The following is a 24,816-nucleotide window of genomic DNA, read 5'->3' as shown; positions in this document are numbered from 1 at the left end:
CATTAACCTGAAATAAATTACGCACCCTTAGGCGAGCGTCGGGATAACACATGCTGAAATATTTGTTTGGTCGGATTCTGGTGAATGTTCCGACACTATTTGCCATATTAATCGCAATTTTTGTGATGATTAACATGGCCCCCGGAGACCCTGTGGACGCTTTTGTGCCTCCCACGCAATCACTAACGAGCGAACAAAAAGACATCTTGCGACACGATTTGGGACTTGATGCTCCCATGCCTGTACGGTTTTTTGTCTGGATTAAAAAAGTCGCCCAGGGCGATTTAGGGTATCGGTATAAAGACGGACAAAAAGTAACGGAAGCGATCGCGAGCCGTATCCCGGCAACGTTCATGCTGACGTTTTCCGGACTAACCCTGGGTTCGTTGCTTGGCATATTGGCTGGTATCGTTTCGGCGCGACATTACAATAAAAAGACTGATTATATTCTGTCTGTGCTCGCCTATCTGGCGATTAGTTGTCCGGCCTTTCTGGTTGGGATTGCGGGGATGTATATTTTTTCACTGAAATTGGGATGGTTTCCTGCGGGAGGATATTCCATTCCCGGCGACGGTAGCTGGATCGACATTCTGCATCATCTGGTGTTGCCATCGATCGTACTCGCGGTGCAATTCGTTGCGATCCTGATGCGCTATACCAGATCGGGCTTACTAGAGGTAATGACGCAAGATTATGTGCGCACTGCGACTGCAAAAGGATTATCGCCGTATCAAGTGATGGTGCGACATGCACTGCCGAACACGCTCATTCCAATTGTTACGGTGATTGCTGCGAATTTTGGTGCACTGATTGGCGGTGCAGTCTTTGTAGAGGTCGTGTTTTCCTGGCCCGGTATGGGGATGCTGTTTCTGGACGGCATTGAAAGCCGCGACTATCCGTTGATTATGGGCATCGCATTATTCATGGCGCTAGCAATATTAGCCATCAACATTATTACCGACATTATCTATTCATGGATAGACCCTCGGATAACGCTCAAATAAATGCTCATTGTCCGTGCGTTGGAAGCGCCATTTTTTTTTACGGCCCATAAATTTTTTATTAAATCAAGAGTGACGACATGAGTGGTAACAATCTGAGAGCGAGCAAATGGCAGAAGTTTCGTGCCAATAGGATTGCCATGCTGGGTGTGTGCGTGTTTCTACTGATAACCGTTATCTGCCTTTTTTCACACTGGTTATTTCAATTTAATCCGAACGCGATTGATTTGAGTTCCTCGCTGCAAGCGCCTTCGCACCTGCATTGGCTTGGCACGGACCAGACTGGCAGAGACATGCTGGCACGCACTATGGCCGCAGGGCAGATTTCAATGTTAGTTGGTGCGTGTAGTGTTGTTCTCGCGGTCGTCATCGGCACGGTTCTGGGAGGAGTTGCCGGTTATTTCGGCGGCTGGCTGGACAATCTGATTATGCGCTTTGTCGATATCGTCATGACATTTCCAACCATTATCGTATTGATGACGTTGTCTGCCGTGATTGGGTCAGGTACTGGTAAAACCATCATGATTATCGGCCTGCTTTCCTGGCCGCTGGTGTGCCGTCTGGTGCGAGCACGCATATTGAGTGTGCGTGAGATGGAGTTTGTTGCTGCCGCCAAAACGCTGGGGGCAGGACACGGTTATATCTTATTCAAACACTGTTTACCGAACACCACAGATGTACTGGTGGTGTTTTCATCTCTTGGATTTGTTAGCGCCATTATGGCCGAGGCCGGATTGAGCTTCTTGGGTCTTGGTGTGCAATTGCCCGATGCAAGCTGGGGGAGTTTACTCAGCATCGCACGCGAAGCATCCATTCTTCAGCAATACCCCTGGATCTGGTTGCCATCAGGTGCGCTTATTGTCATTACCGCTCTTTCTGCAAATTTTATTGGCGACGGGTTACGCCAGGCTTTTGACCCTAAAACTATGAAGGAATGAACACAATGTCTACGTTGAAATTGCACGGAATTATCCCCCCGGTTGTTACGCCCCTGACCCATGATTATAAGGTCGATAAACCTAGCTTGCGGCGCGTTATTCGTCATTTGCTGGATGGTGGCGTGCATGGCCTGTTTTTGCTGGGTTCGACCAGTGAAGTGATTTTTTTGAATGCGCAACAACGCGCCGATGTCATGGAAGTTGCAGTAGCGGAGGCCGGAGGTCGTGTGCCTCTGGTCGCCGGGGTCATTGATCCAACGACCGATCGCACGATTGAGTACGCGCGCCAGGCGAAAGAACTGGGCGTCGATGGTCTCGTTGTGACAGCACAGTTTTATACCCGTACCAGTCAAGCTGAAACGGTCGATCATTTTTCTTACATCAAAGACGCAGTGGATCTTCCTATCATTGCCTACGATATTCCGGTCTGTGTGCAACTCAAACTGGCGCGGGAAACCATTCGTGAACTATATGAGCGCAAGATTATATGCGCGGTAAAAGACAGTAGTGGCGATGATGGCAATATGCGTATGCTGATGCGCGACTTTGCCGATCAGCCGGATTTTGCCATTCTGACCGGTTCCGAAACGCTAGTTGATTATGCTCTTCTGGGCGGCGCACACGGTAATGTGCCCGGGCTGGGTAATGTTGATCCGGCCGGTTACGTGCGTCTGTATAACGCCGCGAAAGCCGGGGATTGGGAAACTGCGCGCGCCGAACAACATCGTCTGATTGCCCTGTTCGCTATTGTCTTCCACGGCGTGCCGTATACCAGTCCAAACGCATCGGGCGTGGGAGGATTTAAGACAGCGTTGCATTTGATGGGCCTGATCGAAAACCGTCATATGAGTCGTCCGAATCGCGTATTGCCTGATGCAGCGATTGAAAAAATACGCGCTATATTAGTCACCGCCGGACTGCTATAACGCACGATAGCGTGGTTCACCATTCACTGCGGAGCCAAGCATTTTGAAAAATTTTTGGCGACGTGGTGCTAGCTGACTAGCATGACGAGTGGCATAAGAAATAGGTGAAGAATATGCTTGGTTCTAATGTAATCCTCGATGTAAAAGGGCTAACGACGACCTTCCGGACGCCGGCTGGCTTAGTTAATGCCGTCAACGATTTAAATTTTCAATTACGACGCGGAGAAACGCTGGCGATTGTCGGTGAATCCGGTTGCGGTAAATCGGTGACGTCATTTTCGCTCATGCGTTTATTGAGTGGACAGGTCGGAATTGCTGGCCAGGTATGGCTTAAAGATCAACAGGATAATCCGGTCGATCTGTTGTCTCTTTCCGCGGGTGACATGCAACGGGTTCGGGGAAATCGAGTGGCAATGATTTTTCAGGAACCGATGACCTCGCTAAACCCTCTACATCGGATCGGGGACCAAATCGCCGAAGTCATGGTGACACACGGGCATAGCTCAAAAGAAGAAGCGCGTGATCGTGCGTTATCGTTGTTGACCCTGGTCGGCATCTCCGATCCGGAGACACGCGCCAGACAGTATCCACATCAAATCTCTGGTGGCATGCGGCAGCGGGTGATGATTTCGATTGCGCTTGCTTGCAAGCCCGCGGTGTTGATTGCAGATGAGCCAACCACGGCGCTGGATGTCACCATCCAGGCTCAGATTTTACGTTTGATACGCAAGTTGCAGCGCGAAGTAGGAATGGGTGTTCTTTTTATTACCCATGATATGGGCGTCGTTGCGCAAATTGCTGACCGTGTGGCAGTGATGTATGCGGGCCAGTTAGTCGAGCAAACCACGACTCGAACGTTGTTTAAGCGTCCACGACATCCTTATACCAAAGGCCTGCTCGCATCGATCCCGAATCCCAATGTGGAAGGACGTCTTTACGGCATTCCCGGACAGGTGGAACCTGTATTTGGAGAGCCGGTTGGTTGTCGGTTTGCGAATCGATGTAATCAGGCAACTGACCTTTGCAAGGCGACTAATCCACCTTTAATGGATCTTGACGGTCATCTGGTCCGTTGCCATTTTGGGGATCAGCCATGAATGTAAATGTTAGCCTGAACGCGAACAACCCCCAAATCACCGACAGTATTCTCTCCTTTGAAAATGTTGGTATTCAGTTTTCTACCAAAACCGGCATGTTTGGAAAAGTACGTTCGTTGCATGCCGTGCAAGAAGTTTCTTTCACTCTCAAGCCGGGTGAAATTTTGGGTATTGTTGGCGAATCCGGTAGTGGTAAATCAACATTGGGAAAGTTGGGTATGCGGCTTCTGAAGCCGACCACCGGGGCGATCAGATATCAAGGAAAATTGCTTCAGGATTATCGGGGAGCTGAACTCAAGCAATTATGCTGTGACGTACAGATGGTGTTTCAGGACCCAAATGCCAGCCTGAACAGTCGCTTGACGATAGAGCAGAGCTTACGCGAACCATTTGTCCTGCATCAGCGCGGCAGCAAGCTAGAGCAAGCTCAGGAAATTTTACGTTTGCTGGATATCGTCGGTTTGCCGGCAAGTGTGCTGCATCGCTACCCGCATGAGTTGTCCGGTGGCCAAAAGCAACGCGTCGTGATCGCGCGCGCATTGGCGCTCAAGCCAAAGGTCATTATTGCCGATGAAGCTGTAGCAGCGCTGGATGCCTCGGTTAAAGCGCAAATCATCAATCTGCTGCTCGATCTGCAAAAGGAATTTAATCTCTCGATCATTTTTATCTCGCACGATTTACCGATGGTACAAGCCGTTTGCAATCGCGTGTTGGTGCTTTACCTGGGGCGCTTGATGGAATATGCACCGCGTGAAGCCATTGTTCAGGGCGGAAAGCATCCCTATACCCAGGCGCTTTGGAAAAGCTCGCCCATTGCCGATCCGGATCTGGTCTTTTCTGACGACGAGCCATTGCAGGGGGAAATCCCCAGTCCGCTAAATCCGCCCAGCGGCTGCGTGTTCCATACGCGTTGTCCGCAAGCTTTTCAGAAATGTCGCGAAAAGATCCCTAAATTGTATCAATTAGGCCCGCAGCACAATGTCGCATGCTTGCTGTATGAAACACAGGCTGCTGTTGAGGTGCTCCCCACTCCCTGACGTTAGGTATTGGTAGTCATACCGGCCGTCGTTCATGGTCTTACAAGTTATTTAAGTGTTTATTTTCATATGAATATCGAACAAATCAGAAATAAGCTCGTCGTCTCCTGCCAGCCTGTGCCGGGCGGTCCAATGGACAGGCAAGACATCATCGTTGCTATGGCCTGCGCGGCAGTCGCTGCCGGAGCCGGTGGTCTGCGCATCGAAGGCGCTGACAATGTACGTGCCGTGGTGGCTTCCGTCAATGTGCCGGTCATTGGCATTGTGAAGCGCGATTTGGCCGATAGCCCGGTGCGTATAACGCCTTATCTGGAAGACGTTGAAGATTTGATTCAGGCCGGTGCGGCGATCATCGCTTTCGATGCTACTCGGCGCATCCGTCCAGAGAGTGTTGAGAACCTTTTAACGGCCGTTCATCAAGCGGGGCGTTTGGCTATGGCTGATTGCTCGACAGAAACAGATGGTCTGGCGGCGCTGGCGCTGGGTTGTGATCTGATAGGAACCACACTTTCTGGTTATACCGATGAAACCGCCGATCAGCCTGCAGACGTGCCGAATCTGGTGCTGGTGCGGCGTTTGTCAACTGCCGGTGCACGGGTGGTGGCAGAGGGCCGGATACGCACCGCCGCGGAAGCTGCGGATGCGCTTAGTCATGGGGCGTTTTCGGTCACCGTTGGTTCTGCTATTACCCGTATCGAACATATCACGGAATGGTTTATCGCAGCGATGCAGCAAACCGTGCTCAAGGGGTAATCAAGATGTCAATCAACAAGCCAATTGATACGCTTTTGGCGATTGATATAGGCGGTACCAAAATTGCCGCTGCCTGGGTAAATAAGGGGCAGATCATCGAACGTCGCCAGCAACCGATGGCGACCGAACCGACCGGTTTTATGGACGCCATCAACCAATTGGTGTTGGGTTGGCCTGCACCGGAGCGGGTTGCGGTCGCGGCAACAGGCTATATCGATGGTGGCAAGGTGTATTCAGTGAATCAGCACATCATCGAATTTTGGGATGGCTTTCCATTGGAGCTTCATCTGAATACACGCTTTGCCTGCCCGGTAGTGTTAATGAACGATGGGCAAGCGGCGGCTTGGGGAGAGTACTTGGTCCGTAAAAGCTCTACAGTCTCGATTGCTCCAGAGAGTCTGCTGTTTATCACACTATCGACGGGGGTTGGTGGTGGGCTGGTCTTGGATCAGCAACTGCGTATCGGACGGCAGGGACTTGCTGGCCATATAGGACATACAACGCTATCCCGTGGACCTGTTGACGGCGATGTACAGTGCGGCTGCGGTCGATGCGACTGTCTCGAAAAAGTGGCATCCGGTACCGCACTTGCACGCCAGGCAAGCGCTGTGTTTGGCCGTCGCATCGACAGCAAGGAGTTGTTCGCCATGGCCCGAACAAACTCCGAGGCGGAGGCAATTATTGACAATGCGGCGATGGCGGTGGCGGAGGCAATCAGTAATTTTCAGATGATACTGGATATCGACGAAGTCGTGATCGGTGGCAGCGTCGGGCTGGCTGACGGCATGCTCGAACGCATACGTCAGGCGCTGGCGCAAGGTTCCAGGTTGGCGCAGGTGCCGGTCACTGCGGCGCTGCTTGGTGCAGATGCGGGTCTGGCTGGAATCATGCAATGGTCTCAAGTGTGATCGTGTCGTCTCTAAACTATTCAATTAAGAGAAAAAATGAACCTACAACTTGGCGGTAACCTTCTGACGCCGGATGGTTGGATACATGGTGAGATCACCTTTGGTGATCGGATTGGCGGTATCAACGGCGCACCGGTTAATCCGGCTGACAACAATGATGTTTACATTCTTCCGGGATTTATAGACCTGCATGTCCATGGCGGCGGCGGTGTCGATATCATGGAGGCCAATGGCGCCGGCGCAGTGGTAGCGCGTTTGCATGCACGCCATGGAACGACCGCATTCCTGGCAACCACGATGACAGCCCCAGGCATTGAAATCGAGCGGGCGCTAAACGATCTGGCACCCATGCGTCAACAACGCACCGCAGGTGGCGCACGGATGCTGGGGATTCATCTGGAAGGCCCGTATATCAACGCAGGCAAACTCGGCGCACAACCGGATTTTGCGCGCTGTGGTGTCGCCGAAGAAGTGTCGCGCTACAACGATATCGTACCGGTGAAACTGGTAACGATTGCCCCTGAAGTAAGCGGTCACGCTGCATTAATTGAAACTTTAGTAGCAAACGATATCCAGGTCCAGCTTGGACACACGCTGGGTAGTTATGAAGATGGTGTGGAGGCATTGAAACGTGGTGCTGGCAGCTTTGCGCATCTGTTTAATGCGATGACCGGTCTTCATCACCGCGAACCTGGCATGGTCGGTGCCGCATTGGCGCACGCCGATTTTGCAGAGATTATTCCCGATCTGTTGCATGTACATCCTGGTGCAATCCGGACCGCTTTACGCTGTATTCCGCACCTGTACTGCGTGACCGATTCAACCGCCGCAGCCGGTATGCCAGACGGCAATTATCTGTTAGGCGGCCAGACTATTACCAAGTGCCTGGGTGGCGTCAGACTGGCAGATGGAACGCTGGCTGGCAGCACGCTGACGATGGATCAGGCGTTGCGTAATCTGGTTGCTATTGGCCTGACGATTCATGATGCATCGAATCGCTTGTCGGCCAATCCGGCACGTTTTCTCGGTATCACGGACCGGGGGCGACTGGCACAGAATTGCTGGGCAGATCTGGTGGTATTAGATCGCCATTTACAACTTAAATCAGTCTATATAGAAGGAGAGTTAATTGACATCACTCATGCTTAAAGAGGCACGTGCAGCCGCCCAGGCGGTCGCCGCCCAGTTTACCCAGAACACAGCGATCTACGCTGAGCTTGGAGCGAAACTACGCGCGCAACCTCCGCGGTCGGTAGTCACCATCGCGCGCGGTAGTTCTGACCACGCCTCGGCTTATTTCGCCTATCTGGTGATGGCGCAGTTAGGAAAACTGGTGACTTCATTGCCGATGTCCCTGATTACCCTGTATCGCTCGCCCATCGAGGCTGCCGAGGTGCTGGCGGTCGCCGTCTCGCAATCGGGGCAAAGTCCTGATTTGATCGGACCGATGCGTTATCTGCGTGATGGCGGCGCAACGACGGTTGCCATGGTGAACGATCCGGTTTCTCCGTTAGCGGAGGCCAGTGAATGGGTCCTTCCGCTAGTCGCCGGGCCAGAAAAAAGTGTCGCTGCCACCAAGAGCTTTATTGCCAGCCTGACTGCCAGCGCTGCATTAGTGGCGCATTGGGCTAATGACCAACCGATGCTCGCAGCGCTGGTAAAGTTACCTGAGCAACTCGCGCTCGCATCCGTGCAAGACTGGAGTGCAGCCTTTAGCATTTTGGGCAATGCTGACCGGATTATGGTTTTGGGGCGCGGTTGGAGTCATTCGATAGCGATGGAAGCGGCACTGAAATTTAAGGAAACCTGTGCAATTCAGGCGGAAGCGTTTTCGAGCGCGGAGGTCGAACATGGTCCGATGGCGCTCGTGGAGGAGGGCTATCCGATTTTGATATTCGCCACGCGTGGCCCAGCGCAGGAAGGCTTAATCGCCACAGCGCGGGAAATGCGTGCACGTGGAGCGCGTGTCTTGCTGGCGGCTCCGCCTGATGTAGCGGAACGTGATTTGACGTTGTTTATTGCAGACCTGCCTGCGCTAGATCCGATTCTGGCTATTCAAAGCTTCTATCCGATGGTGGAAGCGGTGGCGCGACTGCGGGGTTTCGACCCGGATGTGCCGCGTCACCTCTCTAAGGTGACTAAAACACACTAAGTACGAGGCCAGCCGACCATTGATTCTGGAAATTTCTGAACGACGGTCGTTTTATATTTAATCAGTTAAATGCTTGCTCGCCGCGACCGGCTGTCCCGATGGCCCCTCTCATTGATTTATGTTGCGGTATGCGACCTGCCGAAGACCATCGGAATGTCCATGCCAACATTTATCTCATCAATCGTCGCGTGTTGGGGCGGCTTGTATCCATACTTATTAAACGAAAATCCACACCTGGGCAGTATTTATTCCCCCGGGCAACATTGTGAGCCGTTAACGCCCATCGACGGCAACCTCGTACGAGCTTGATAATTTAGCAATTGGTGGTACGGTTTACCTGATTTATATGCAACTATAGACCCCATAAGAAAAAATCAGGGGACCAGTCGCATCATGCAAATTTCACTTACCGAATTAGTTCGAACTCGGCTTCTGTCCGACCGCAGGCGGTCGGCATGATCAGCAATTTTATTGGCGTGCTGTTTGATGGCATTGCTTACGGCAGTTTGTTGTTTTTAATCAGCGTCGGCCTGTCGGTAACGATGGGGTTGATGAACTTTGTCAATCTGGCGCACGGTGCTTTCGCGATGCTGGGCGGTTACGTCTGCGTTATGTTGATGTCCCGAATGGGAGTGCCGTTCCTGTTGTCGCTGCCGCTGGCATTTGTTGTCAGCGCCGTTGCAGGGCTGATCCTGGAGCGGTTGCTGTATCGGCGGCTATACAAGGCTAGTCATCTGGACCAAGTCCTTTTTTCCATCGGGCTGACCTTCATGGCAGTCGCTGGTGCCACGTACCTTTGGGGCCCCTCCCAGCAGCCGGTCAATTTGCCCGATTGGCTGCGCGGACAGGTCCGTTTCCTGGGCCTTGACGTGGGTGCGTATCGGCTGTTCCTGATTGGAGTGGTGGTACTCATCACGCTAGCGTTAGGTATCTTGCTTGAGCGCACCCGTTTCGGTGCCCAGATCCGCGCCTCGGTCGATAATCAGCAAGCTGCGGCCGGTCTCGGGATCAACGTCAGTCGCGTGTTCAGTCTGACTTTTGCGCTGGGCTCCGGTCTGGCTGGCTTGGGCGGCGGCCTTGGTATTGATGTGCTTGGACTCGATCCTACCTTCCCGATTAAATATATGGTGTACTTCCTGTTGGTCGTCGTTGTTGGCGGCGCTGGAACCATCAAGGGGCCGCTTTTGGCAGCGCTTATTCTGGGTGTTTTCGATGTGGCTGGCAAATATTACGTACCCGACATTGGCGCTTTCGTCATCTATGGATTGATGGTCGTGTTGCTGATTCTGTTTCCCGTAGGATTGATCAGGAGGCGCGCATGAAACCCCCGATGATTGCAAATTTATCGACTATTCTGCCGACGCGACCACTGGCGCGCTTACCGAACCTACCGCACGATCGATGGCAGCCTCTTGAAATCGTGTTCTGGTTGATGCCGGTGGCCGCTTTTTTCCTGTTCCCGGGGTATCTGGTGCTGATTAGCCAGATCATGATCGTCGGTTTATTCGCGCTATCACTTGATCTCATTCTCGGCTATGCCGGTATGGTGTCGCTCGGCCATGCCGCCTTCTTTGGACTCGGCGCTTACACCGCGGGACTTTTGGCCACATATGGCTGGGGCGAGCCGGTCTCCGGGTTGCTGGTGGCGGCGGTGGTGGCGGGACTGTTCGGATTCCTGACAAGTTTTCTGGTGGTGCGCGGGCAGGACCTGACGCGTCTGATGGTCACGCTGGGTATCGGCCTGATGCTGTACGAGGCCGCGAATAAGGCGGCCTTCATTACCGGCGGCGTCGACGGCTTGTCGGTGGTAATGGGCAAGCTATTGGGGAAATTTGAATTCGATCTTATGGGCAGGACGGCCTACATCTATAGCCTGATCGTCCTGTTTGTCCTGTTCTTGGTTTTACGCCGTCTGGTAAATTCTCCATTTGGCTTGAGCCTGATCGGGATTCGCGAAGAAGGTAAGCGCATGCCAGCGATCGGCGTCAACGTTAACCAGCGCCTGACAGTGATCTACACGATCAGTGCCGCGCTAGCCGGTATCGCTGGTGCGTTGCTGGCGCAAACGACGCAGTTTGTCGGACTTGATACTTTGGGTTTTCCGCGCTCGGCGGAGTTGCTGATCATTCTGGTGCTGGGCGGTACCGGTCGGCTGTATGGCGCATTGCTCGGCGCTGCGGTATTTATGTTGGCGCAGGACTATATCGCAGGGTTGAACCCGGCCTATTGGCAATTCTGGATCGGCTTGCTGTTGGTTGTAATCGTGCTGTTCGCCCGGGGCGGCATATTGGGCGGCATGGATAAGCTGTATCAGCGCCTGACGCAGCGGACGCCGGGAGAACAGAAGTGAATACCAACACCACACTCAGAACCGAAGGCTTATGCAAACAATGGGGTGCTTTCAAGGCCAATAGTGATGTAAGCCTCACCTTCGCACCAGGCGCACGGCATGCGCTGATTGGTCCTAACGGTGCCGGCAAGACCACTTTCATCAACTTGCTGACCGGCAGTTTTGCGCCGACGGGCGGCAAGGTTTTTTTCGGAGAGGAAGACATTACTGGACTTTCTCAGCATGCGCGTGTCAAGCGGGGCATGACTCGGACCTTCCAGATCAATACGTTGTTTGCCGGATTGACCGTGCTGGAATCGATCATTTTAGCGATTTGCGAGCGGCGTGGCTTGCGTTATCGGTGGTATCAGACGGTGGCCCAACAACATGCTGCAATCGACGAGGCAATGGCCTTGCTGGTAAGTCTGAAGTTGACGCGTGAAGCCAACAGCATCACGCGCAGTCTGGCCTATGGCAAGCAACGACTGGTCGAAATTGCGCTGGCGTTGGCAACCCAACCCAAGATATTGCTGCTCGATGAGCCGGCTGCCGGCATTCCTTCCTCCGAGAGTACAGAGCTGTTTGAAGTGATTGCGCAGTTGCCACGCGACGTGACCATCGTCTTTATCGAACACGATATGGGATTGGTATTTCGTTTTGCCGAGCGGATTACAGTGTTGGTCGGCGGCCAGGTCCTGACCGAAGGAACACCGGCAGAAATTGCAGCCGACAAACGCGTCAAGGAAGTGTATTTGGGGGAAGCGGAACATGGCTGAGTTGCTCGCACTGAAGAACGTGACCGCTGGCTATGGCGAGTCGGTGGTTTTGGAAAACATTTCGTTTGTGATGCAGGAAGGTGACAGTCTCGCATTACTGGGACGCAACGGGGTCGGCAAGACTAGCCTGCTGGTCACTTTGATGGGGCTGACCCGATTGCATGGCGGAGCGATTTGCTGGCGCAAGGGCGATATCGCGCAGGTGCCGACCTATAAGAGGGCGCATGCCGGCCTCGGTTGGGTGCCGCAGGAACGCCATATGTTCCCATCGCTAACAGTCGAGGAGCATCTGACCGTGGTGGCGCGTCCGGGTGAATGGACGCTGCAAAAAATGTATGCCATATTCCCGCGCCTGCATGAGCGCCGCGCCAACATGGGTAATCAGCTCTCGGGCGGCGAACAACAGATGCTCGCCATCGCTCGCGCCCTGATGGTGAATCCACGCTTGCTGTTGCTGGATGAGCCGATGGAGGGATTGGCGCCGATTATCGTGCAGGAATTGATGGGTGTAATCCGCAGCCTGGTGAGCGACAAGGGCATGTCGGTAATCGTGGTCGAACAGCATGCCCGTTTGGCGCTGTCGTTGACTCAGCGCGCTATCGTGCTGGATCGCGGCAGGATTGTGCACGATTCCGATAGCGCAAGTTTGCTAGCTGATGCGGATACCCTGAATAGGCTGGTGGCGGTTGCATGAGCATGAGCATGCGCGCGCAATAACGGTTGAGAGGTCTTTTCGGATCGACCATTATTGCGCCACTAGCGCTGTTTTGTCAGCGGATTTATTCCGAACGACTGGCAAGCGGCGCACGGCTTTGATCATTATTTAACCTTACCAACTTGTCCAGCAAGTGCATGAACTGCAGTTGCTCGTCTCCCGATAGCGGCGCCAGCAAGCGCTTCCTGATGCGTTGGAATGCTGGGATCAGGTCGAGCAAGAGCGCTTCACCCGCGGCGGTCAGCGTCAGTGCGCGTTGACGGCGGTCATGCGCCGCAATCTTGCGCACCAGCCAGCCTTTTTCTTCCAACCGGACGCATACGGTCGCGCCAGTCGAGGTGTCGATGGCGACCAGGCCAGCCAACGAGACCTGGTCGATGCCGGGATGGTCGGCCAGGGTACGCAACACCGCATATTGAATCGGCGTTACATCGATGCCCAGCTCATCATAAAAGATGGAAACCGATATTTGCTGGGCCCGTCGCAGTAAATGGCCGGGATGCTCTGACAAGTCGTCGGCGTGCTGTGGCGGTGTTTTCTGTGGAGAGGGTCGGACCATGTTTATCTCGTGTAAAGCGGGTGCTGTGAATTGGTCACATAGCTTACCGGACTACGCGACACCATTGTTGGTTATGTGTCGCACTGCACAATGAAAAGTGTGGAATTTCAGTTTACTTGCGTTAGATATTCAGTATACTCAATAATATATTCAGTGTACTTAATATATTTCCCTGGCAGCACTAAAAAACAGATCAAATGAAGGTAGCCTTTTTGGTCAGAGATCACAGAGCGCAGCGGCCATAGATATCTAATATTGCTGAACCGAAAATGACCCGCCAAATTGCAATCAAGTATTCGCTATTCATTTCGCCATTCCTTAGGAGGAGAGTTTAATGTTCCCAAAAAACACCTGGTATGTGGCTGGCAGCTCCGATGAGATTGCCGAGAAGCCGTTGGGTCGACAGATTTGTGGCGAAAAGATTGTTTTTTATCGCGCCGCTGAGGGCAAGGTCGCTGCGGTGGAAGATTTTTGTCCACACCGGGGCGCACCACTTTCGCTTGGCTTTGTGCGCGATGGCCAGTTGGTGTGTGGCTATCACGGCCTGGAGATGGGCTGCGACGGCAAGGTGGTTGCCATGCCCGGACAGCGCGTACGCGGCTTCCCCTGCATCAGGAGCTTTCCGGTGGTGGAGCGCTACGGCTTCATCTGGGTCTGGACCGGCGACAAACAATTAGCCGATCCTGATTTGATTCACCATCTCGAATGGGCCGACAACCCGGAATGGGCCTACGGCGGCGGTTTGTATCATATCAATTGCGAATACCGCCTGATGATCGACAACCTGATGGACCTGACGCATGAAACGTATATTCATGCGTCCAGCATCGGACAAAAGGAAATCGACGAAAGCCCGGTGAACACCAAAGTCGAAGGCGACATGGTAATCACCAGTCGCCATATTGAAAACATCATGGCACCGCCGTTCTGGTCCGCCGCGCTGCGTGCCAACCATCTGGCCGATGATGTGCCGGTTGATCGCTGGCAAATCTGCCGTTTCACTCCTCCTAGCCACGTGATGATCGAAGTCGGCGTGGCACATGCCGGTAACGGCGGCTACGACGCTGAGCCGCAACATAAGGTGGCTAGCATCGTGGTGGATTTTATTACGCCAGAAACCGAAACGTCGCACTGGTACTTCTGGGGCATGGCGCGCAATTTCAAGCCGCAGGACGCGGCGCTGACCGCTTCTATTCGTGAAGGGCAGGGCAAAATTTTCAGCGAAGACAGGGAAATGCTGGAGCGTCAGCAAAAGAATTTGCTGGCCCATCCTGAGCGTAAGTTGCTGATGCTTAACATCGACGCCGGCGGCGTGCAGTCGCGTCGTATGCTGGACCGGATGATGGCGCAAGAGCAGCAACCGGCGTCCGTTGCGACCCCAACTGAAACAGAAAATTAACCAATTGGTGCGCAATGGATCAACTTTCTCAGCTTTCGGTCACGGTCGTCAACAAAGTCGAGGAGGCCATCGACATCGTCAGTTTCGAATTGGCTTCGCTGGACGGTCAGCCGTTACCGGCGTTTAGCGCCGGCGCTCACATCGATGTGCATATTGGCGAGGGTCTGATACGCCAATATTCCCTTTGCAACGATCCGTCCGAGCAGCACCGTTATTTGATTGGAGTGCTGCGCGATCCCAATTCGCGCGGCGGCTCCGTCGCCATCCATGATCAGGTCAAGGTCGGCGCTACGCTGCAGATTAGCGTGCCGAGGAATCATTTTGTGCTGACGCAGGCTAAACGCACACTGTTGTTCGCCGGCGGCATCGGCGTTACGCCGATCCTTTGCATGGCCGAACGGCTGGCGCAGATCGATGCTGATTTCGAGATGCATTATTGCACCCGCGCAGTGGAGCGTACTGCCTTCCATGCGCGCATCGCCGCATCGTCGTTTTCGCCTAAGGTGCAGTTCCACTTCGATAGCGGCGCGCCGGAACAAAAGCTCGATTTGGCAACCCTGATTGCGACCCCGGATCCGGACACCCATCTGTATGTATGCGGTCCAGGTGGCTTCATCGAGCATGTGTTGAGCAATGCCAAAAGCCTGGGCTGGGCCATTGAACAGGTGCATTTCGAATATTTTGACGCGCCTGCAGAGGGCACGCAAGATACCTCCAGCGATGCGCTTTTTGAGATCAAGATTGCCAGCACCGGCAAGGTTTACATGGTTCCGCCCGATCAGACGGTCACGCGCTTGCTGGCGGAACACGGTATCGATATCCCGGTGTCATGCGAGCAGGGCGTCTGCGGCACCTGCATCACGCGCGTGCTGCAAGGCACGCCAGACCACCGCGACCTATACTTCACCGATGAAGAACATGGGCGCAACGACCAGTTTACCCCTTGTTGTTCGCGCTCGAAAAGTCCGCTGCTGGTCCTGGACATCTAGCTCAGAATAATTTTTTCCACAGTCCTTAAAACTAGAAAAGAGACAACCATGACAAATGACGTGAACACGCATCGGCGCCACTTGCTGTTGGGCGGCGCAGCACTCCTGGGCAGCGGATTGTTGCCGCTGCCGGTATTTGCGGCCGAGCCGGTAAAAGTCGGTTTGATCATCCCTATGTCTGGTCCATTTGCTTCGACCGGCCGACAAATCGAAGCCGCCGTAAAACTGTATCAACAAATCAATGGCGATACGGTAGCCGGGCGCAAAGTGGAAATTATCTTGAAGGATGATGGCGGCGTTGCACCCGACGTCACCAAACGGCTGGCACAGGAACTTGTATCGCGCGATCACGTGCAAGTCCTGGCGGGCTTCGGGCTGACTCCCTTGGCGTTTGCCGCGGCACCGATTGCGACACAGTCGAAGACGCCGATGATCGTGATGGCGGCGGCGACTTCCGTCATTCCGCAACGCTCACCTTTCATCGTGCGCACTGGCTTCACGCTGGCGCAGGTTACCGCGCCGCTAGCTGACTGGGCCGCAAAAAACAAAATTAAAAGCGCTGTCACCTTCGTCAGTGACTACGGCCCGGGGATTGACGCCGAAAAAGTCTTCGTTAAACGCTTTACCGAGGGCGGCGGCAAGATACTGGAATCATTGCGCGTGCCATTGCGCAATCCAGACTACGCACCTTTTCTGCAACGTGTGAAAGATGCGAAACCGGAGGCCCTTTTTGTGTTCGTGCCTTCCGGCGAAGGCGCTGCGGTGATGAAGCAATTTACCGAGCGCGGATTGGCGGCAGCCGGCATTCGCTTAATTTGCACCGGTGACGTGCTGGATGACGATTTGCTGCCAAGTATCGGTTTAGCAGCAAATGGCGTGATCAGCAGCCATCATTATTCGGCTGCGCATACATCACAGGAAAACAAGGCGTATGTCGATGCTTTCAGCAAAGCCAACAAAGGCATGCGCCCGAATTTCCATTCAGTCGGCGCTTATGACGGCATGCACCTTTTGTATGAAGCCTTGAAAAAAACCGATGGAAACAGCGATGGCGAAAAGCTGATCGAAGCGATGAAGGGTCTGGTCTGGACCAGCGCCAGAGGACCGGTCACTATCGATCCGGTCACGCGCGATATCGTCCAAAACGTGTATATCCGTAAGGCGGAAATGCGCAACGGGGAAATGTACAACATCGAGTTCGACAAGGTAGAGAAATTTAAGGACCCTGGCGTCTGATGCAATGTTCGGGTACGCAGAGCGTACCCGTTTTATTAGGCCGAATAACAGAGACAAGGACACAAAAAAGCTTTTGACGCTTACGTGATTAACGGTCAGGCTGGACGGTGCATTGGCGAGGTAGTCGTCGCAAAAACACCCCTTGGCGTAACACTGTTTTTCGAACGCTGTTGGCCGCCCGATGCAGGTCACCCTAATATCAAGCGATCGACCGCAAATTTTTAAAGCAGGTTCATCTTTCTCGCTGCTTCGCGCAACTCCCCCCGAAAATCAGGATGTGCAATGCCAATGAGTTCTTCCGCGCGCTGCCTTGCAGATTTCCCCCGCAATTGCGCAACCCCGTATTCGCTCACCACATAATTTACATCGTTCTTGCTCGTACTCACATGCGTGCCTGCAGTCAGGGTGGGAACAATGCGCGAAATGCTGTTGTCTTTCGCGGTCGATGGCAGGACGATAAAGGATTTCCCGCCGTTTGAACGATTGGCGGCGCGCACGAAATCGGTTTGTCCGCCAGTACCGGACACAGGACAAAAACCTAACGTTTCTGAGCCGCACTGACCGATCAGATCCACTTGCATCGTCGCATTAATCGTCACAAGATTGTCATTTTGCCCGGCCAGATACGGGTCGTTTGTAAAGTCTGATGGATGCATCTCAAGCGCTGGATTGCGATGCATGAATTCGTAGAGTTTTTTAGACCCTAGCGCAAATGTAGCAAGCATCTTCCCTGGATGAACGTTTTTGCGCTTATTGGTGATGGCACCCGATTCAACTAGTGACATCAGGCCGTCGCCCATCATTTCGGTATGGATGCCGAGATCGCGTTTGTGGGTTAATTGCATCACCACTGCGTCGGGAATACCGCCGTAGCCAATTTGCAGCGTAGCGCCGTCATCGATCATATCGGCGACGTACTTGCCAATCGCTTCCTGTATCGGCCCAATTTTGGGCAGACTTACCTCAGGAATTGGCTCATCGCTTTCCACGATGGCAGTGACCCGCGAAATGTGAACGCGGCAGTTGCCGTACGAAAACGGTACGTTTGGATTGACTTCCAAAACCACCACGCGCGCGCGTTCAATGGCAGCCATCGTATAGTCTGCTGCTAATCCGAGCGAGAAATATCCCTGCTCGTCCATCGGTGAAGCTGTGCTGAACACAACGTCAACCGGTGAAAGTCCTTGCCGAAGCAGTATGGGTAATTCGGCAAAATAGGCGGGTACGTAATCTGCCCAGCCAGCCTGGCCGGCCGCCCGTGAGGCGGGACCGAAAAAGTAGGCAACGTGTCGCACATGCTGTGTCGTTTCAGGGTCGAAATAACCGAATTTTCGCAACGGAAGAATCTGGGATACGCGCACATCATGAAAATCGCGGCGTTGTTCGGAGAGTGCAGTCAGCAGCTTGGGTGGTTCTGCGGAGGCGGTCGGCACGACGATGGTATCGCCATTGTTTACCAGACCAACGGCGTCTTCAGCGCTCAGACATTTTTCCTGATATTTTTTATTGAATGACATGCCTATCTCCTTTTATTTTATTTTTTTGGAAAATTACCTGGGAGGCTGAGTCGCTGGTTATTTTCAACCAAGGATCTGCTTTCGCTGGTGCCTTCTCCACTTACAAAAATCTGATAGCAAGGTGCCGATAAAATGGCACCCTGCAGCTGGCTGGCTCCGATATCAAACCGCCAAAACCGATCCACACCTTTCTCGCGCAATACTCAGATTAGCGCTCATCTGCGTAGATATCATTATGAACAGTTTCTTTTACAAATAACATACCGATTAAAAAAGTCCCAATGGCGATTACGATCGGATACCACAGTCCGTAGTAAATATCACCTTTGAACGCCACCAGCGCAAACGCGGTTGTCGGGAGCAAACCACCGAACCAGCCATTTCCGATGTGATACGGAAGCGACATGGAGGTATACCGGATCCGGGTTGGAAACATTTCCACCAGCATTGCCGCAATTGGACCATACACCATAGTGCAGTAGACCACCAGAATGAACAGCAACAGCAGCACCATCGGCTTGTTGATTTGCGCTGGATCGGCCTTGGCAGGATATCCGGCGCCCTTGACATTGCTGGACAGCGCAGCGGAGAAGGCCTTGTCTTTGAGTGAAGCATCGTCTTTTGATAAACCGCTGGCATCGTATGATGTCAGTGTTTTGTCACCGATCTTGACGGTGGCTACGGAGCCAGGTGCACCGGCGACATTTTCATAGTTAACCGACATGGCCGAGAGCTTGGCCTTGGCGATGTCGCAGGAGGAGGTGAACTTTTTTGTGCCAGTCGGATTGAACTGGAACTGGCAGGTGGCTGGATCTGCGGTGACAATCACAGGTGCACTCTGAAGAGCCGCTTCGAGTGCTGGATTCGCGTAGTGAGTGAGGGCGGAAAAGATTGGAAAATATGTCACTGCGGCGATGAGGCAACCAGCCATAATGATTGGCTTACGGCCAATTTTGTCCGACAACGAACCGAAAATCAGGAAGAAGGGCGTAGCTAGCAATAACGATAGGGCTATCAGGATGTTAGCTGTCGGGCCATCGACCTTTAAGGTTTGGGTTAAAAAGAAGAGTGAATAGAATTGCCCTGTGTACCAGACAACAGCCTGCCCGGCGGTCAAACCGAATAAAGCAAGTATGACCAATTTCATGTTTTTCCACTGGCCGAACGCCTCAGTTAGAGGGGCTTTGGATACTTTTCCTTCGGCTTTCATCTTGGCAAAAGCAGGTGATTCACTCATCGACAGGCGAATCCAAACCGAGACACCCAGTAAAACAATAGACAACAGAAAGGGAATCCGCCAGCCCCAGTCAGCGAATGCTTCTTCTCCCATCACAGTACGCGTTCCCAAAATGACTATTAGCGACAGAAATAAACCAAGGGTTGCTGTTGTTTGAATCCACGCCGTGAAGGCACCACGCTTGTCGTCGGGCGCATGTTCCGCGACGTAAGTAGCGGCTCCGCCATATTCCCCGCCGACGGCGAGGCCTTGCAAAATACGCAAAGCTACTAAAATGATTGGTGCGGCAATGCCAATAGAGTTGTAGTTCGGCAAAATACCGACCACAAAGGTAGAAAGGCCCATGATCAGTATCGTCACCAAAAACGTATACTTACGGCCGATCATGTCGCCCAACCGGCCGAACACCAACGCGCCAAACGGACGCACGATAAAACCTGCTGCAAATGCCAACAGAGCAAAAATAAAAGCTGTATTGGTATCGGTGCCCGCAAAGAATTGCTTCGCGATGATCGCCGCCAGGGCCCCGTATAAATAAAAGTCATACCACTCGAATACCGTTCCAAGAGAAGAAGCAAAAATGACCTTTCTCTCCTCCGCCGTGATGCTGCGTGAGGGAACTTTCGCTGTCGCAACGCTGATCGCCATACTGTCTCCTGAATTGTTGTTGTGGGGGCCAACCCCTGCCATTTGTTGTGTCACCAGGCTTTTGCCTGTGGGATATTTTTGGGGAAGGCTTTAATATGAAAAAACAGACTTTACGCTTGTCGTTTACGCATCATGCGCGATCGGAGTTTAGGGGCCTAACCTTACACAAATCTTGCTATAAACTTACGTAAACTTACAGGCAGATATTCTTGCGATAGCGCCCCCATGGGATGAATCTTATTTACCCTTGCTAAGCTATTCGAAGATCGATTTGCCCCCATACGAACGTTGACCCGGTGGAATTTCGGACTCAACCTCGCTGCGCCCCTCCGCCGATTTGTTCTAAACCTCTGGCGTAACCTGCTCGACATTAAGTGCAGCGATTGGTCTTAATCAGTTTCAACCAAGCGCTCATTTTTTGGAACATCAAATGGAACGCCTGAGAAATGTTCCCCTTCGTTACGTTACATGTAACGTGCCATTGAGATATTTAACATGAATTAACAATCCATTTTTCTCGAAAAAATTATCGCTATCTAATTGATTTTTATGGACATTTTTATTTTTTTTAAGTGGTACTAACATTTAAAAATTGCTGCGCTAAAAATATTTCCTGTAGGCATATTCTTTGCTAATGATGCTGCATAACGTCGTTCGTTAAATTGCCAAACAGGAAGGATTTACCATGATTACCTCAAAAACAAGTTTGATCGCGATATCACTTTTATTGGCCGGAATATTAACTGGATGTGCTGGCCATGGAACCTTAGGGAGCGGTGCTTCCAATGGTAACGGCAGTGCGGGAGGTACCGGAGGTGGCTCGGGTGGCGGATCCGGTGCCGGTACGGATGGTGGAACCGGAGGTGGCACAGGTGGAGGTACAGGTGGAGGTACAGGCGGCACGGGCGGCGGAACTGGCGGAGGTAATTCGGGTGGTGGCGGCACAGGAGGCGGTACCGGTTCCGGCGGGGTGTCATCTTCGAATGTTATTTCGAACACAGGTTCAGTGGTTTCGAGCGTCGGCACCGCGGTAAATGGGGTGGGCTCAACTTTAACCAGCCAGTTGCCTTTGCCGGTGGCTGCACAAACCGGGTTAACCGGGGTGGTCACCAACGCTAGCGGAATTGTTACAACGCTCGGCGCGGGCGTAACGAATGGTCTGGGACAGATCGGGACGGCACCAGACCCAGTTGGCACGACAGTTGGCAGTCTGGGCGGCGTAGTCGGTAAAGTTGGTGATACCGTTCAAAGTACTGGTCAGGTCGTGACCGGTCTGGGTAGTGGGCAGCTTGCGGTTTTGGCCCCGGTTTCCACTCCTGTCGGTAACTTGGTTAGCACAGTTGGGGGCGTTATCAGTCAAGCGAATACGCCATTGACCAATGTGTTGACGACAGGCCCCGTGGAACAGATCACTTTAGTAACCAGTACAGCGATATTGCCATTGACCAGCACGGTCAACACGCTTACGCAGGCTGTAGGTAATACCACAGGAATCAACCAACCCGTCAATGCCGCGCTCATCGTTATTGGTGACAACGTGGTGTCCGCAGGAAATCAGTTAACTAACGCTAACGTGCCAATCGCTAGCAATTTGGGCGGCGTCGTTACTACAGTCGGCAGTACCGTCGTAGCGGTAGGTGCCAACAGCCTTACGAATAGCACGCAACCGTTACTTGGCAACCAGACCACTGGCTTGCTGCAACCACTCAACAACGTACTTGCGGGTTTGACCGGCGGTGCAGGCGGGGCCGCCGGCACCAGTCCGTTGGCACCATTAACTGGTCTGCTTAGCGGTGTGACCGGCACATTGAGTGGCGCTTCCGGGACGGTCGGCGCGGGTAGTCCTTTAGCGCCGATATCAGGAGTAGTCGGTGTTCTGACGAGCACGTTAGGTGGTGCGGCCGGAACCGCTGGCACAGGTCCTTTAGCGCCGGTCACTGGCGTGGCTGCCATTTTGACCGGTACCGTGAGCGGCGCGACAGGAACAGCCGGCTCAGGAGCGTTGGCACCAGTCACCGCAATCGTTGGGGGTTTGACCAGTGCGGTCGGTGGTGCGGGTGGAACCAGCGGCACGGGTGCTTTAGCACCTGTGACCGGTCTGCTTAATCCTTTGCTGCACGGGGCGACAGGTAAGTAATCGTCTACCTTGTAAGGAGCAAACCTTGGCATACCAAGGTTTGCTTAAACGATTAATACAAATTTTCGTGATTGTCACGTCGTTTTCAATCATTAAATGATCGAGTAAAGTTGCCAAACTTAAGTATCATTGCTTTCAAGAAAATTTTCATAGAATTACCAAAAAAGGCGACTGGGCATGAAATTAGCACACATCATTCAGGTTGTAGTTGGCGGCGTCAGCCTTTTGTCTGCGTTATATACACCGTCGGCAAGTGCGGATAGTCGAAGCCCTTTACAAGGCAACCCCATCGACACATTGCCTCTGCCTGAGGCAGCACCCAGAGCGCCCATGACCATCAACGTTCAGCCCCAGGCAATTGATCCGGCATTAGTGAAATTATTGAACAGTCATCTGGTGCCTTCGCGTTTTCAGATATCGGGCGTCAAGACCTTGCCGTTTGATCAGATCGCTGCGCAATTTGCACCTTTCGCAAATCATGATACGACCGTTGCTGAGTTGCTGACGGCCGCTAACAAAGTCACCCAGATGTACCGGGAGCAGGGCTATCCGTTGTCGTTTGCTTTTATTCCTGCACAAAATTTTGAAAATAATATCGTCGTCGTTACCATCGTCGAGGGTTACGTCAAGAACGTAAAAGTGGAAGGAAATCCGGGCAATGGAGAAAACCGTCTGAAAGCGATCGCCGAGCAGTTAAAGGAGGGGCGGCCTCTGCGCCAGGATACCTTTGAACGTGTGGCGGGCATTCTTAGCTTGCAACCGGGCGTTCAGGTTGTTGCGAATGTACCTCCACCAACGACCACCGACGGTGGCACCGATATGATCCTGACCGTCAAGCGAAAGCCTGTGACAGCGGGTATCGGTGCGGATTATCGTCAGCCCGGCATCCGAGGTTTATTGACCGCGACCGAAAATGGTTTGACCCCACTCGGCGAACAGATCACGGTAAGCACACTGCAACCGGGTGGTTCACTACATGAAAAATTTTATGCCATCAATTATGTTCAGCCGATCGGCACCGATGGCGTGCTGGCCAAAGTAAATTGGTCAGACTATCGTTCCGAGCCAGAAAGTCAGTCATTGGATAGCCTCCAGTTTCAACCTCGGTACCAAACTAAAACCGTCCATGTCGGCGCGGCCGTGAGTTATCCGATCTTTCTGGACAACACGCACAACCTGACCGCAACAGGCGGTATTTACGCCGCCGAAAATAGCGAAACTTTTACCCGCTCTGTGCCAACCACGCCAATGTCGGTCCAGTTGAGTTCGCAGGTCCGGGTATTAAGTGCGGAGGGTGCATGGACCACTGCTTCGCCAAGCACTGACAAATTTGCGCAGATTCGGCAAATTGGTGTCGGCCTATATAAAGGAATAGATGGTCTGGGCGCATCGCGTCAGAACAGCAATGTTGATTTAAGTTTTACCAGGATAACAGTGCAGGCTTCGCAATCAAATCAACTGCCGGGCGGTTTCGGTGTCGCATTTGCCGGCAGCGCTCAATACAGTAATAATATTCTTCCAACCTCGGAGCAGATCGGTTTCGGCGGTAAACTCTTCGGATTGGCTTATCCAGTTGGTGAACTGGCTGGCGATAAAGGATGGGGGGTATCCGCTGAAATTAACCGTCTATTCGCAGTCGACATGGTTTATCTCAAATCCGTTCAACCCTATATTCTTATCGATCATTCCCGCGTCTATGCCAATTCTGGACCGTTGACGCACGATACCTTGGGATCAATCGCAATCGGCGCACGGTTTGCTGGCGGCCGTATTTACTCTTTTGATTTGTCTTTGGCAAAACCGGTAGCAGATAAACCTTTTGGCTCTGACTCAAGATCGCCACGGGTTAATGCCATGTATTCCTATCAAATGGAATAAGTGCCGTTCGGCAACTATAATGTGGTGAATGCGGGACGGCGCTTAATAATAACTTTTCTTTATTTCTGCACGGCAAATTACGCGTGCTTAAAAAAATTGATTTATTTCTGTACGGAAATAATATATCCCGATGTCCGAAAAAATATTCCTGAAAATTAAATTAAATGGCAAAAATTTATCTATTTTTTTTGGTTATTGAGGAATAAAAAACTTTTGTTGTTTGAATGTTCCTTTCGTGAAAATTTTTCTCAGGAAACTATTATTTGAGTTATTCTATAAGTGTGCCACTTGCCACTTGTAACGCTTTTTAGTTCAATATTTCGTTAAAAAAAATTGCGCTTTATGGGACACACGCGGTCTTTTATGTTTTTTTAAGGAGAGAAAATTGAAAACCAAACTAATGAAGTTTCTACGGGATGAAGATGGCGTTACAGCGATTGAGTATGGCCTTATAGCTGGTTTAGTAGCGATTGCGATTATCGCAGGCGCGACAGCCATCGGGACGAGCTTAAAAGGGATTTTCGATGCAATAGGAACAAAACTTGGGTTAGTAAGTATTACCTAAACAAAGGTGCCGCACTTGT

At 52.5% G+C, this 24,816-nt stretch carries 22 protein-coding genes; 19 read left to right on the top strand and 3 right to left on the bottom strand.

The window, feature by feature from the left end:
* Window positions 1–50: 50 nt before the first annotated feature.
* The 13 genes from JQN73_RS01810 to JQN73_RS01750 all read left to right on the top strand — a co-directional run bounded on the left by JQN73_RS01810 (window position 51) and on the right by JQN73_RS01750 (window position 12,611).
* Entirely contained in the window at window positions 51–1,004 is a 954-nt protein-coding gene (locus JQN73_RS01810; RefSeq protein WP_205321386.1) for an ABC transporter permease, read from the top strand.
* Window positions 1,005–1,081: 77 nt separating this feature from the next.
* Window positions 1,082–1,939, top strand: a complete 858-nt coding sequence (locus JQN73_RS01805; protein ID WP_205321385.1) for an ABC transporter permease — start codon at window positions 1,082–1,084, stop codon at window positions 1,937–1,939.
* 5 nt (window positions 1,940–1,944) lie between these two features.
* The gene (locus JQN73_RS01800) at window positions 1,945–2,865 is read left to right on the top strand and encodes a dihydrodipicolinate synthase family protein (protein WP_205321384.1); all 921 of its coding nucleotides are present in this window, start codon (window positions 1,945–1,947) and stop codon (window positions 2,863–2,865) included.
* Window positions 2,866–2,978: 113 nt separating this feature from the next.
* Window positions 2,979–3,962 carry an ABC transporter ATP-binding protein gene (locus JQN73_RS01795; protein ID WP_205321383.1) on the top strand — a complete coding sequence of 328 codons (984 nt, stop codon included), beginning with the start codon at window positions 2,979–2,981 and terminating at the stop codon, window positions 3,960–3,962.
* Window positions 3,959–4,999 (top strand): ABC transporter ATP-binding protein, encoded by a 1,041-nt coding sequence (locus JQN73_RS01790; RefSeq protein ID WP_240162392.1) that lies wholly within the window; start codon window positions 3,959–3,961, stop codon window positions 4,997–4,999. The genes JQN73_RS01795 and JQN73_RS01790 overlap by 4 nt, the downstream gene beginning before the upstream one ends.
* Before the next feature lie 69 nt (window positions 5,000–5,068).
* Window positions 5,069–5,752: an N-acetylmannosamine-6-phosphate 2-epimerase gene (locus JQN73_RS01785; protein WP_205321382.1), complete on the top strand. Its 684-nt coding sequence runs from the start codon at window positions 5,069–5,071 to the stop codon at window positions 5,750–5,752.
* A 5-nt stretch (window positions 5,753–5,757) separates the two neighbouring features.
* Window positions 5,758–6,660, top strand: coding sequence for an ROK family protein (locus tag JQN73_RS01780; protein ID WP_205321381.1), 903 nt, complete (start codon window positions 5,758–5,760; stop codon window positions 6,658–6,660).
* Window positions 6,661–6,696: 36 nt separating this feature from the next.
* Window positions 6,697–7,809 (top strand): N-acetylglucosamine-6-phosphate deacetylase, encoded by a 1,113-nt coding sequence (gene nagA / locus JQN73_RS01775; protein WP_205321380.1) that lies wholly within the window; start codon window positions 6,697–6,699, stop codon window positions 7,807–7,809.
* Window positions 7,790–8,812, top strand: a complete 1,023-nt coding sequence (locus JQN73_RS01770; protein ID WP_240162391.1) for an SIS domain-containing protein — start codon at window positions 7,790–7,792, stop codon at window positions 8,810–8,812. Before nagA ends, JQN73_RS01770 begins: the two co-directional genes overlap by 20 nt.
* 455 nt (window positions 8,813–9,267) lie before the next feature.
* On the top strand, window positions 9,268–10,134 hold the full coding sequence (locus JQN73_RS01765) for a branched-chain amino acid ABC transporter permease (protein WP_205321379.1): 867 nt from the start codon (window positions 9,268–9,270) through the stop codon (window positions 10,132–10,134).
* On the top strand, window positions 10,131–11,162 hold the full coding sequence (locus JQN73_RS01760) for a branched-chain amino acid ABC transporter permease (RefSeq protein ID WP_205321378.1): 1,032 nt from the start codon (window positions 10,131–10,133) through the stop codon (window positions 11,160–11,162). The genes JQN73_RS01765 and JQN73_RS01760 overlap by 4 nt, the downstream gene beginning before the upstream one ends.
* Window positions 11,159–11,917, top strand: a complete 759-nt coding sequence (locus JQN73_RS01755; protein ID WP_205321377.1) for an ABC transporter ATP-binding protein — start codon at window positions 11,159–11,161, stop codon at window positions 11,915–11,917. Before JQN73_RS01760 ends, JQN73_RS01755 begins: the two co-directional genes overlap by 4 nt.
* The gene (locus JQN73_RS01750) at window positions 11,910–12,611 is read left to right on the top strand and encodes an ABC transporter ATP-binding protein (protein WP_205321376.1); all 702 of its coding nucleotides are present in this window, start codon (window positions 11,910–11,912) and stop codon (window positions 12,609–12,611) included. Before JQN73_RS01755 ends, JQN73_RS01750 begins: the two co-directional genes overlap by 8 nt.
* An 85-nt stretch (window positions 12,612–12,696) precedes the next feature.
* Here JQN73_RS01750 and JQN73_RS01745 read toward each other — a convergent pair whose 3' ends face one another.
* Window positions 12,697–13,191 (bottom strand): MarR family winged helix-turn-helix transcriptional regulator, encoded by a 495-nt coding sequence (locus tag JQN73_RS01745; protein WP_205321375.1) that lies wholly within the window; start codon window positions 13,189–13,191, stop codon window positions 12,697–12,699.
* Between the two features lie 334 nt (window positions 13,192–13,525).
* On the opposite strand from JQN73_RS01745, the gene JQN73_RS01740 reads away from it, so the two are divergent.
* Genes JQN73_RS01740 through JQN73_RS01730 form a run of 3 tightly spaced genes read left to right on the top strand, consistent with a single transcriptional unit; the run spans window position 13,526 to window position 16,815 of the window.
* The gene (locus JQN73_RS01740) at window positions 13,526–14,590 is read left to right on the top strand and encodes an aromatic ring-hydroxylating dioxygenase subunit alpha (RefSeq protein ID WP_205321374.1); all 1,065 of its coding nucleotides are present in this window, start codon (window positions 13,526–13,528) and stop codon (window positions 14,588–14,590) included.
* A 14-nt stretch (window positions 14,591–14,604) separates the two neighbouring features.
* Window positions 14,605–15,579 (top strand): PDR/VanB family oxidoreductase, encoded by a 975-nt coding sequence (locus tag JQN73_RS01735; protein ID WP_205321373.1) that lies wholly within the window; start codon window positions 14,605–14,607, stop codon window positions 15,577–15,579.
* 48 nt (window positions 15,580–15,627) lie between these two features.
* Window positions 15,628–16,815, top strand: a complete 1,188-nt coding sequence (locus tag JQN73_RS01730) for an ABC transporter substrate-binding protein (RefSeq protein WP_205321372.1) — start codon at window positions 15,628–15,630, stop codon at window positions 16,813–16,815.
* 221 nt (window positions 16,816–17,036) lie between these two features.
* Here JQN73_RS01730 and JQN73_RS01725 read toward each other — a convergent pair whose 3' ends face one another.
* Entirely contained in the window at window positions 17,037–18,332 is a 1,296-nt protein-coding gene (locus JQN73_RS01725; protein WP_205321371.1) for an acetyl-CoA hydrolase/transferase family protein, read from the bottom strand.
* A gap of 208 nt (window positions 18,333–18,540) precedes the next feature.
* Window positions 18,541–20,217, bottom strand: a complete 1,677-nt coding sequence (locus JQN73_RS01720) for an MFS transporter (RefSeq protein WP_205321370.1) — start codon at window positions 20,215–20,217, stop codon at window positions 18,541–18,543.
* A 685-nt stretch (window positions 20,218–20,902) separates the two neighbouring features.
* Here JQN73_RS01720 and JQN73_RS01715 point away from each other — a divergent pair.
* From JQN73_RS01715 to JQN73_RS01705, 3 genes are all read left to right on the top strand, one after another.
* On the top strand, window positions 20,903–22,354 hold the full coding sequence (locus tag JQN73_RS01715) for a collagen-like triple helix repeat-containing protein (protein ID WP_205321369.1): 1,452 nt from the start codon (window positions 20,903–20,905) through the stop codon (window positions 22,352–22,354).
* Window positions 22,355–22,531: 177 nt separating this feature from the next.
* Window positions 22,532–24,232: a ShlB/FhaC/HecB family hemolysin secretion/activation protein gene (locus JQN73_RS01710; RefSeq protein ID WP_205321368.1), complete on the top strand. Its 1,701-nt coding sequence runs from the start codon at window positions 22,532–22,534 to the stop codon at window positions 24,230–24,232.
* Window positions 24,233–24,632: 400 nt separating this feature from the next.
* Window positions 24,633–24,797, top strand: coding sequence for a Flp family type IVb pilin (locus tag JQN73_RS01705; protein WP_205323119.1), 165 nt, complete (start codon window positions 24,633–24,635; stop codon window positions 24,795–24,797).
* Window positions 24,798–24,816 lie beyond the last annotated feature (19 nt).

The sequence above is a fragment of the Glaciimonas sp. PAMC28666 genome, from assembly GCF_016917355.1.
Lineage (GTDB): Bacteria > Pseudomonadota > Gammaproteobacteria > Burkholderiales > Burkholderiaceae_D > Glaciimonas.
The sequence above is the reverse complement of the archived record's forward strand: the minus strand, read 5'-3'. Positions and strand labels throughout refer to the sequence as shown.

Coding starts and splice junctions, on each gene's coding strand:
- JQN73_RS01790 (WP_240162392.1), top strand. CDS start 3,959: ATGAATGTAAATGTTAGCCTGAACGCGAACAACCCCCAAATCACCGAC.
- JQN73_RS01725 (WP_205321371.1), bottom strand. CDS start 18,332: ATGTCATTCAATAAAAAATATCAGGAAAAATGTCTGAGCGCTGAAGAC.
- JQN73_RS01795 (WP_205321383.1), top strand. CDS start 2,979: ATGCTTGGTTCTAATGTAATCCTCGATGTAAAAGGGCTAACGACGACC.
- JQN73_RS01760 (WP_205321378.1), top strand. CDS start 10,131: ATGAAACCCCCGATGATTGCAAATTTATCGACTATTCTGCCGACGCGA.
- JQN73_RS01745 (WP_205321375.1), bottom strand. CDS start 13,191: ATGGTCCGACCCTCTCCACAGAAAACACCGCCACAGCACGCCGACGAC.
- JQN73_RS01715 (WP_205321369.1), top strand. CDS start 20,903: ATGATTACCTCAAAAACAAGTTTGATCGCGATATCACTTTTATTGGCC.
- JQN73_RS01805 (WP_205321385.1), top strand. CDS start 1,082: ATGAGTGGTAACAATCTGAGAGCGAGCAAATGGCAGAAGTTTCGTGCC.
- JQN73_RS01705 (WP_205323119.1), top strand. CDS start 24,633: ATGAAGTTTCTACGGGATGAAGATGGCGTTACAGCGATTGAGTATGGC.
- JQN73_RS01780 (WP_205321381.1), top strand. CDS start 5,758: ATGTCAATCAACAAGCCAATTGATACGCTTTTGGCGATTGATATAGGC.
- JQN73_RS01720 (WP_205321370.1), bottom strand. CDS start 20,217: ATGGCGATCAGCGTTGCGACAGCGAAAGTTCCCTCACGCAGCATCACG.
- JQN73_RS01735 (WP_205321373.1), top strand. CDS start 14,605: ATGGATCAACTTTCTCAGCTTTCGGTCACGGTCGTCAACAAAGTCGAG.
- JQN73_RS01810 (WP_205321386.1), top strand. CDS start 51: ATGCTGAAATATTTGTTTGGTCGGATTCTGGTGAATGTTCCGACACTA.
- JQN73_RS01800 (WP_205321384.1), top strand. CDS start 1,945: ATGTCTACGTTGAAATTGCACGGAATTATCCCCCCGGTTGTTACGCCC.
- JQN73_RS01785 (WP_205321382.1), top strand. CDS start 5,069: ATGAATATCGAACAAATCAGAAATAAGCTCGTCGTCTCCTGCCAGCCT.
- JQN73_RS01740 (WP_205321374.1), top strand. CDS start 13,526: ATGTTCCCAAAAAACACCTGGTATGTGGCTGGCAGCTCCGATGAGATT.
- JQN73_RS01710 (WP_205321368.1), top strand. CDS start 22,532: ATGAAATTAGCACACATCATTCAGGTTGTAGTTGGCGGCGTCAGCCTT.
- JQN73_RS01730 (WP_205321372.1), top strand. CDS start 15,628: ATGACAAATGACGTGAACACGCATCGGCGCCACTTGCTGTTGGGCGGC.
- JQN73_RS01765 (WP_205321379.1), top strand. CDS start 9,268: ATGATCAGCAATTTTATTGGCGTGCTGTTTGATGGCATTGCTTACGGC.
- JQN73_RS01750 (WP_205321376.1), top strand. CDS start 11,910: ATGGCTGAGTTGCTCGCACTGAAGAACGTGACCGCTGGCTATGGCGAG.
- nagA (WP_205321380.1), top strand. CDS start 6,697: ATGAACCTACAACTTGGCGGTAACCTTCTGACGCCGGATGGTTGGATA.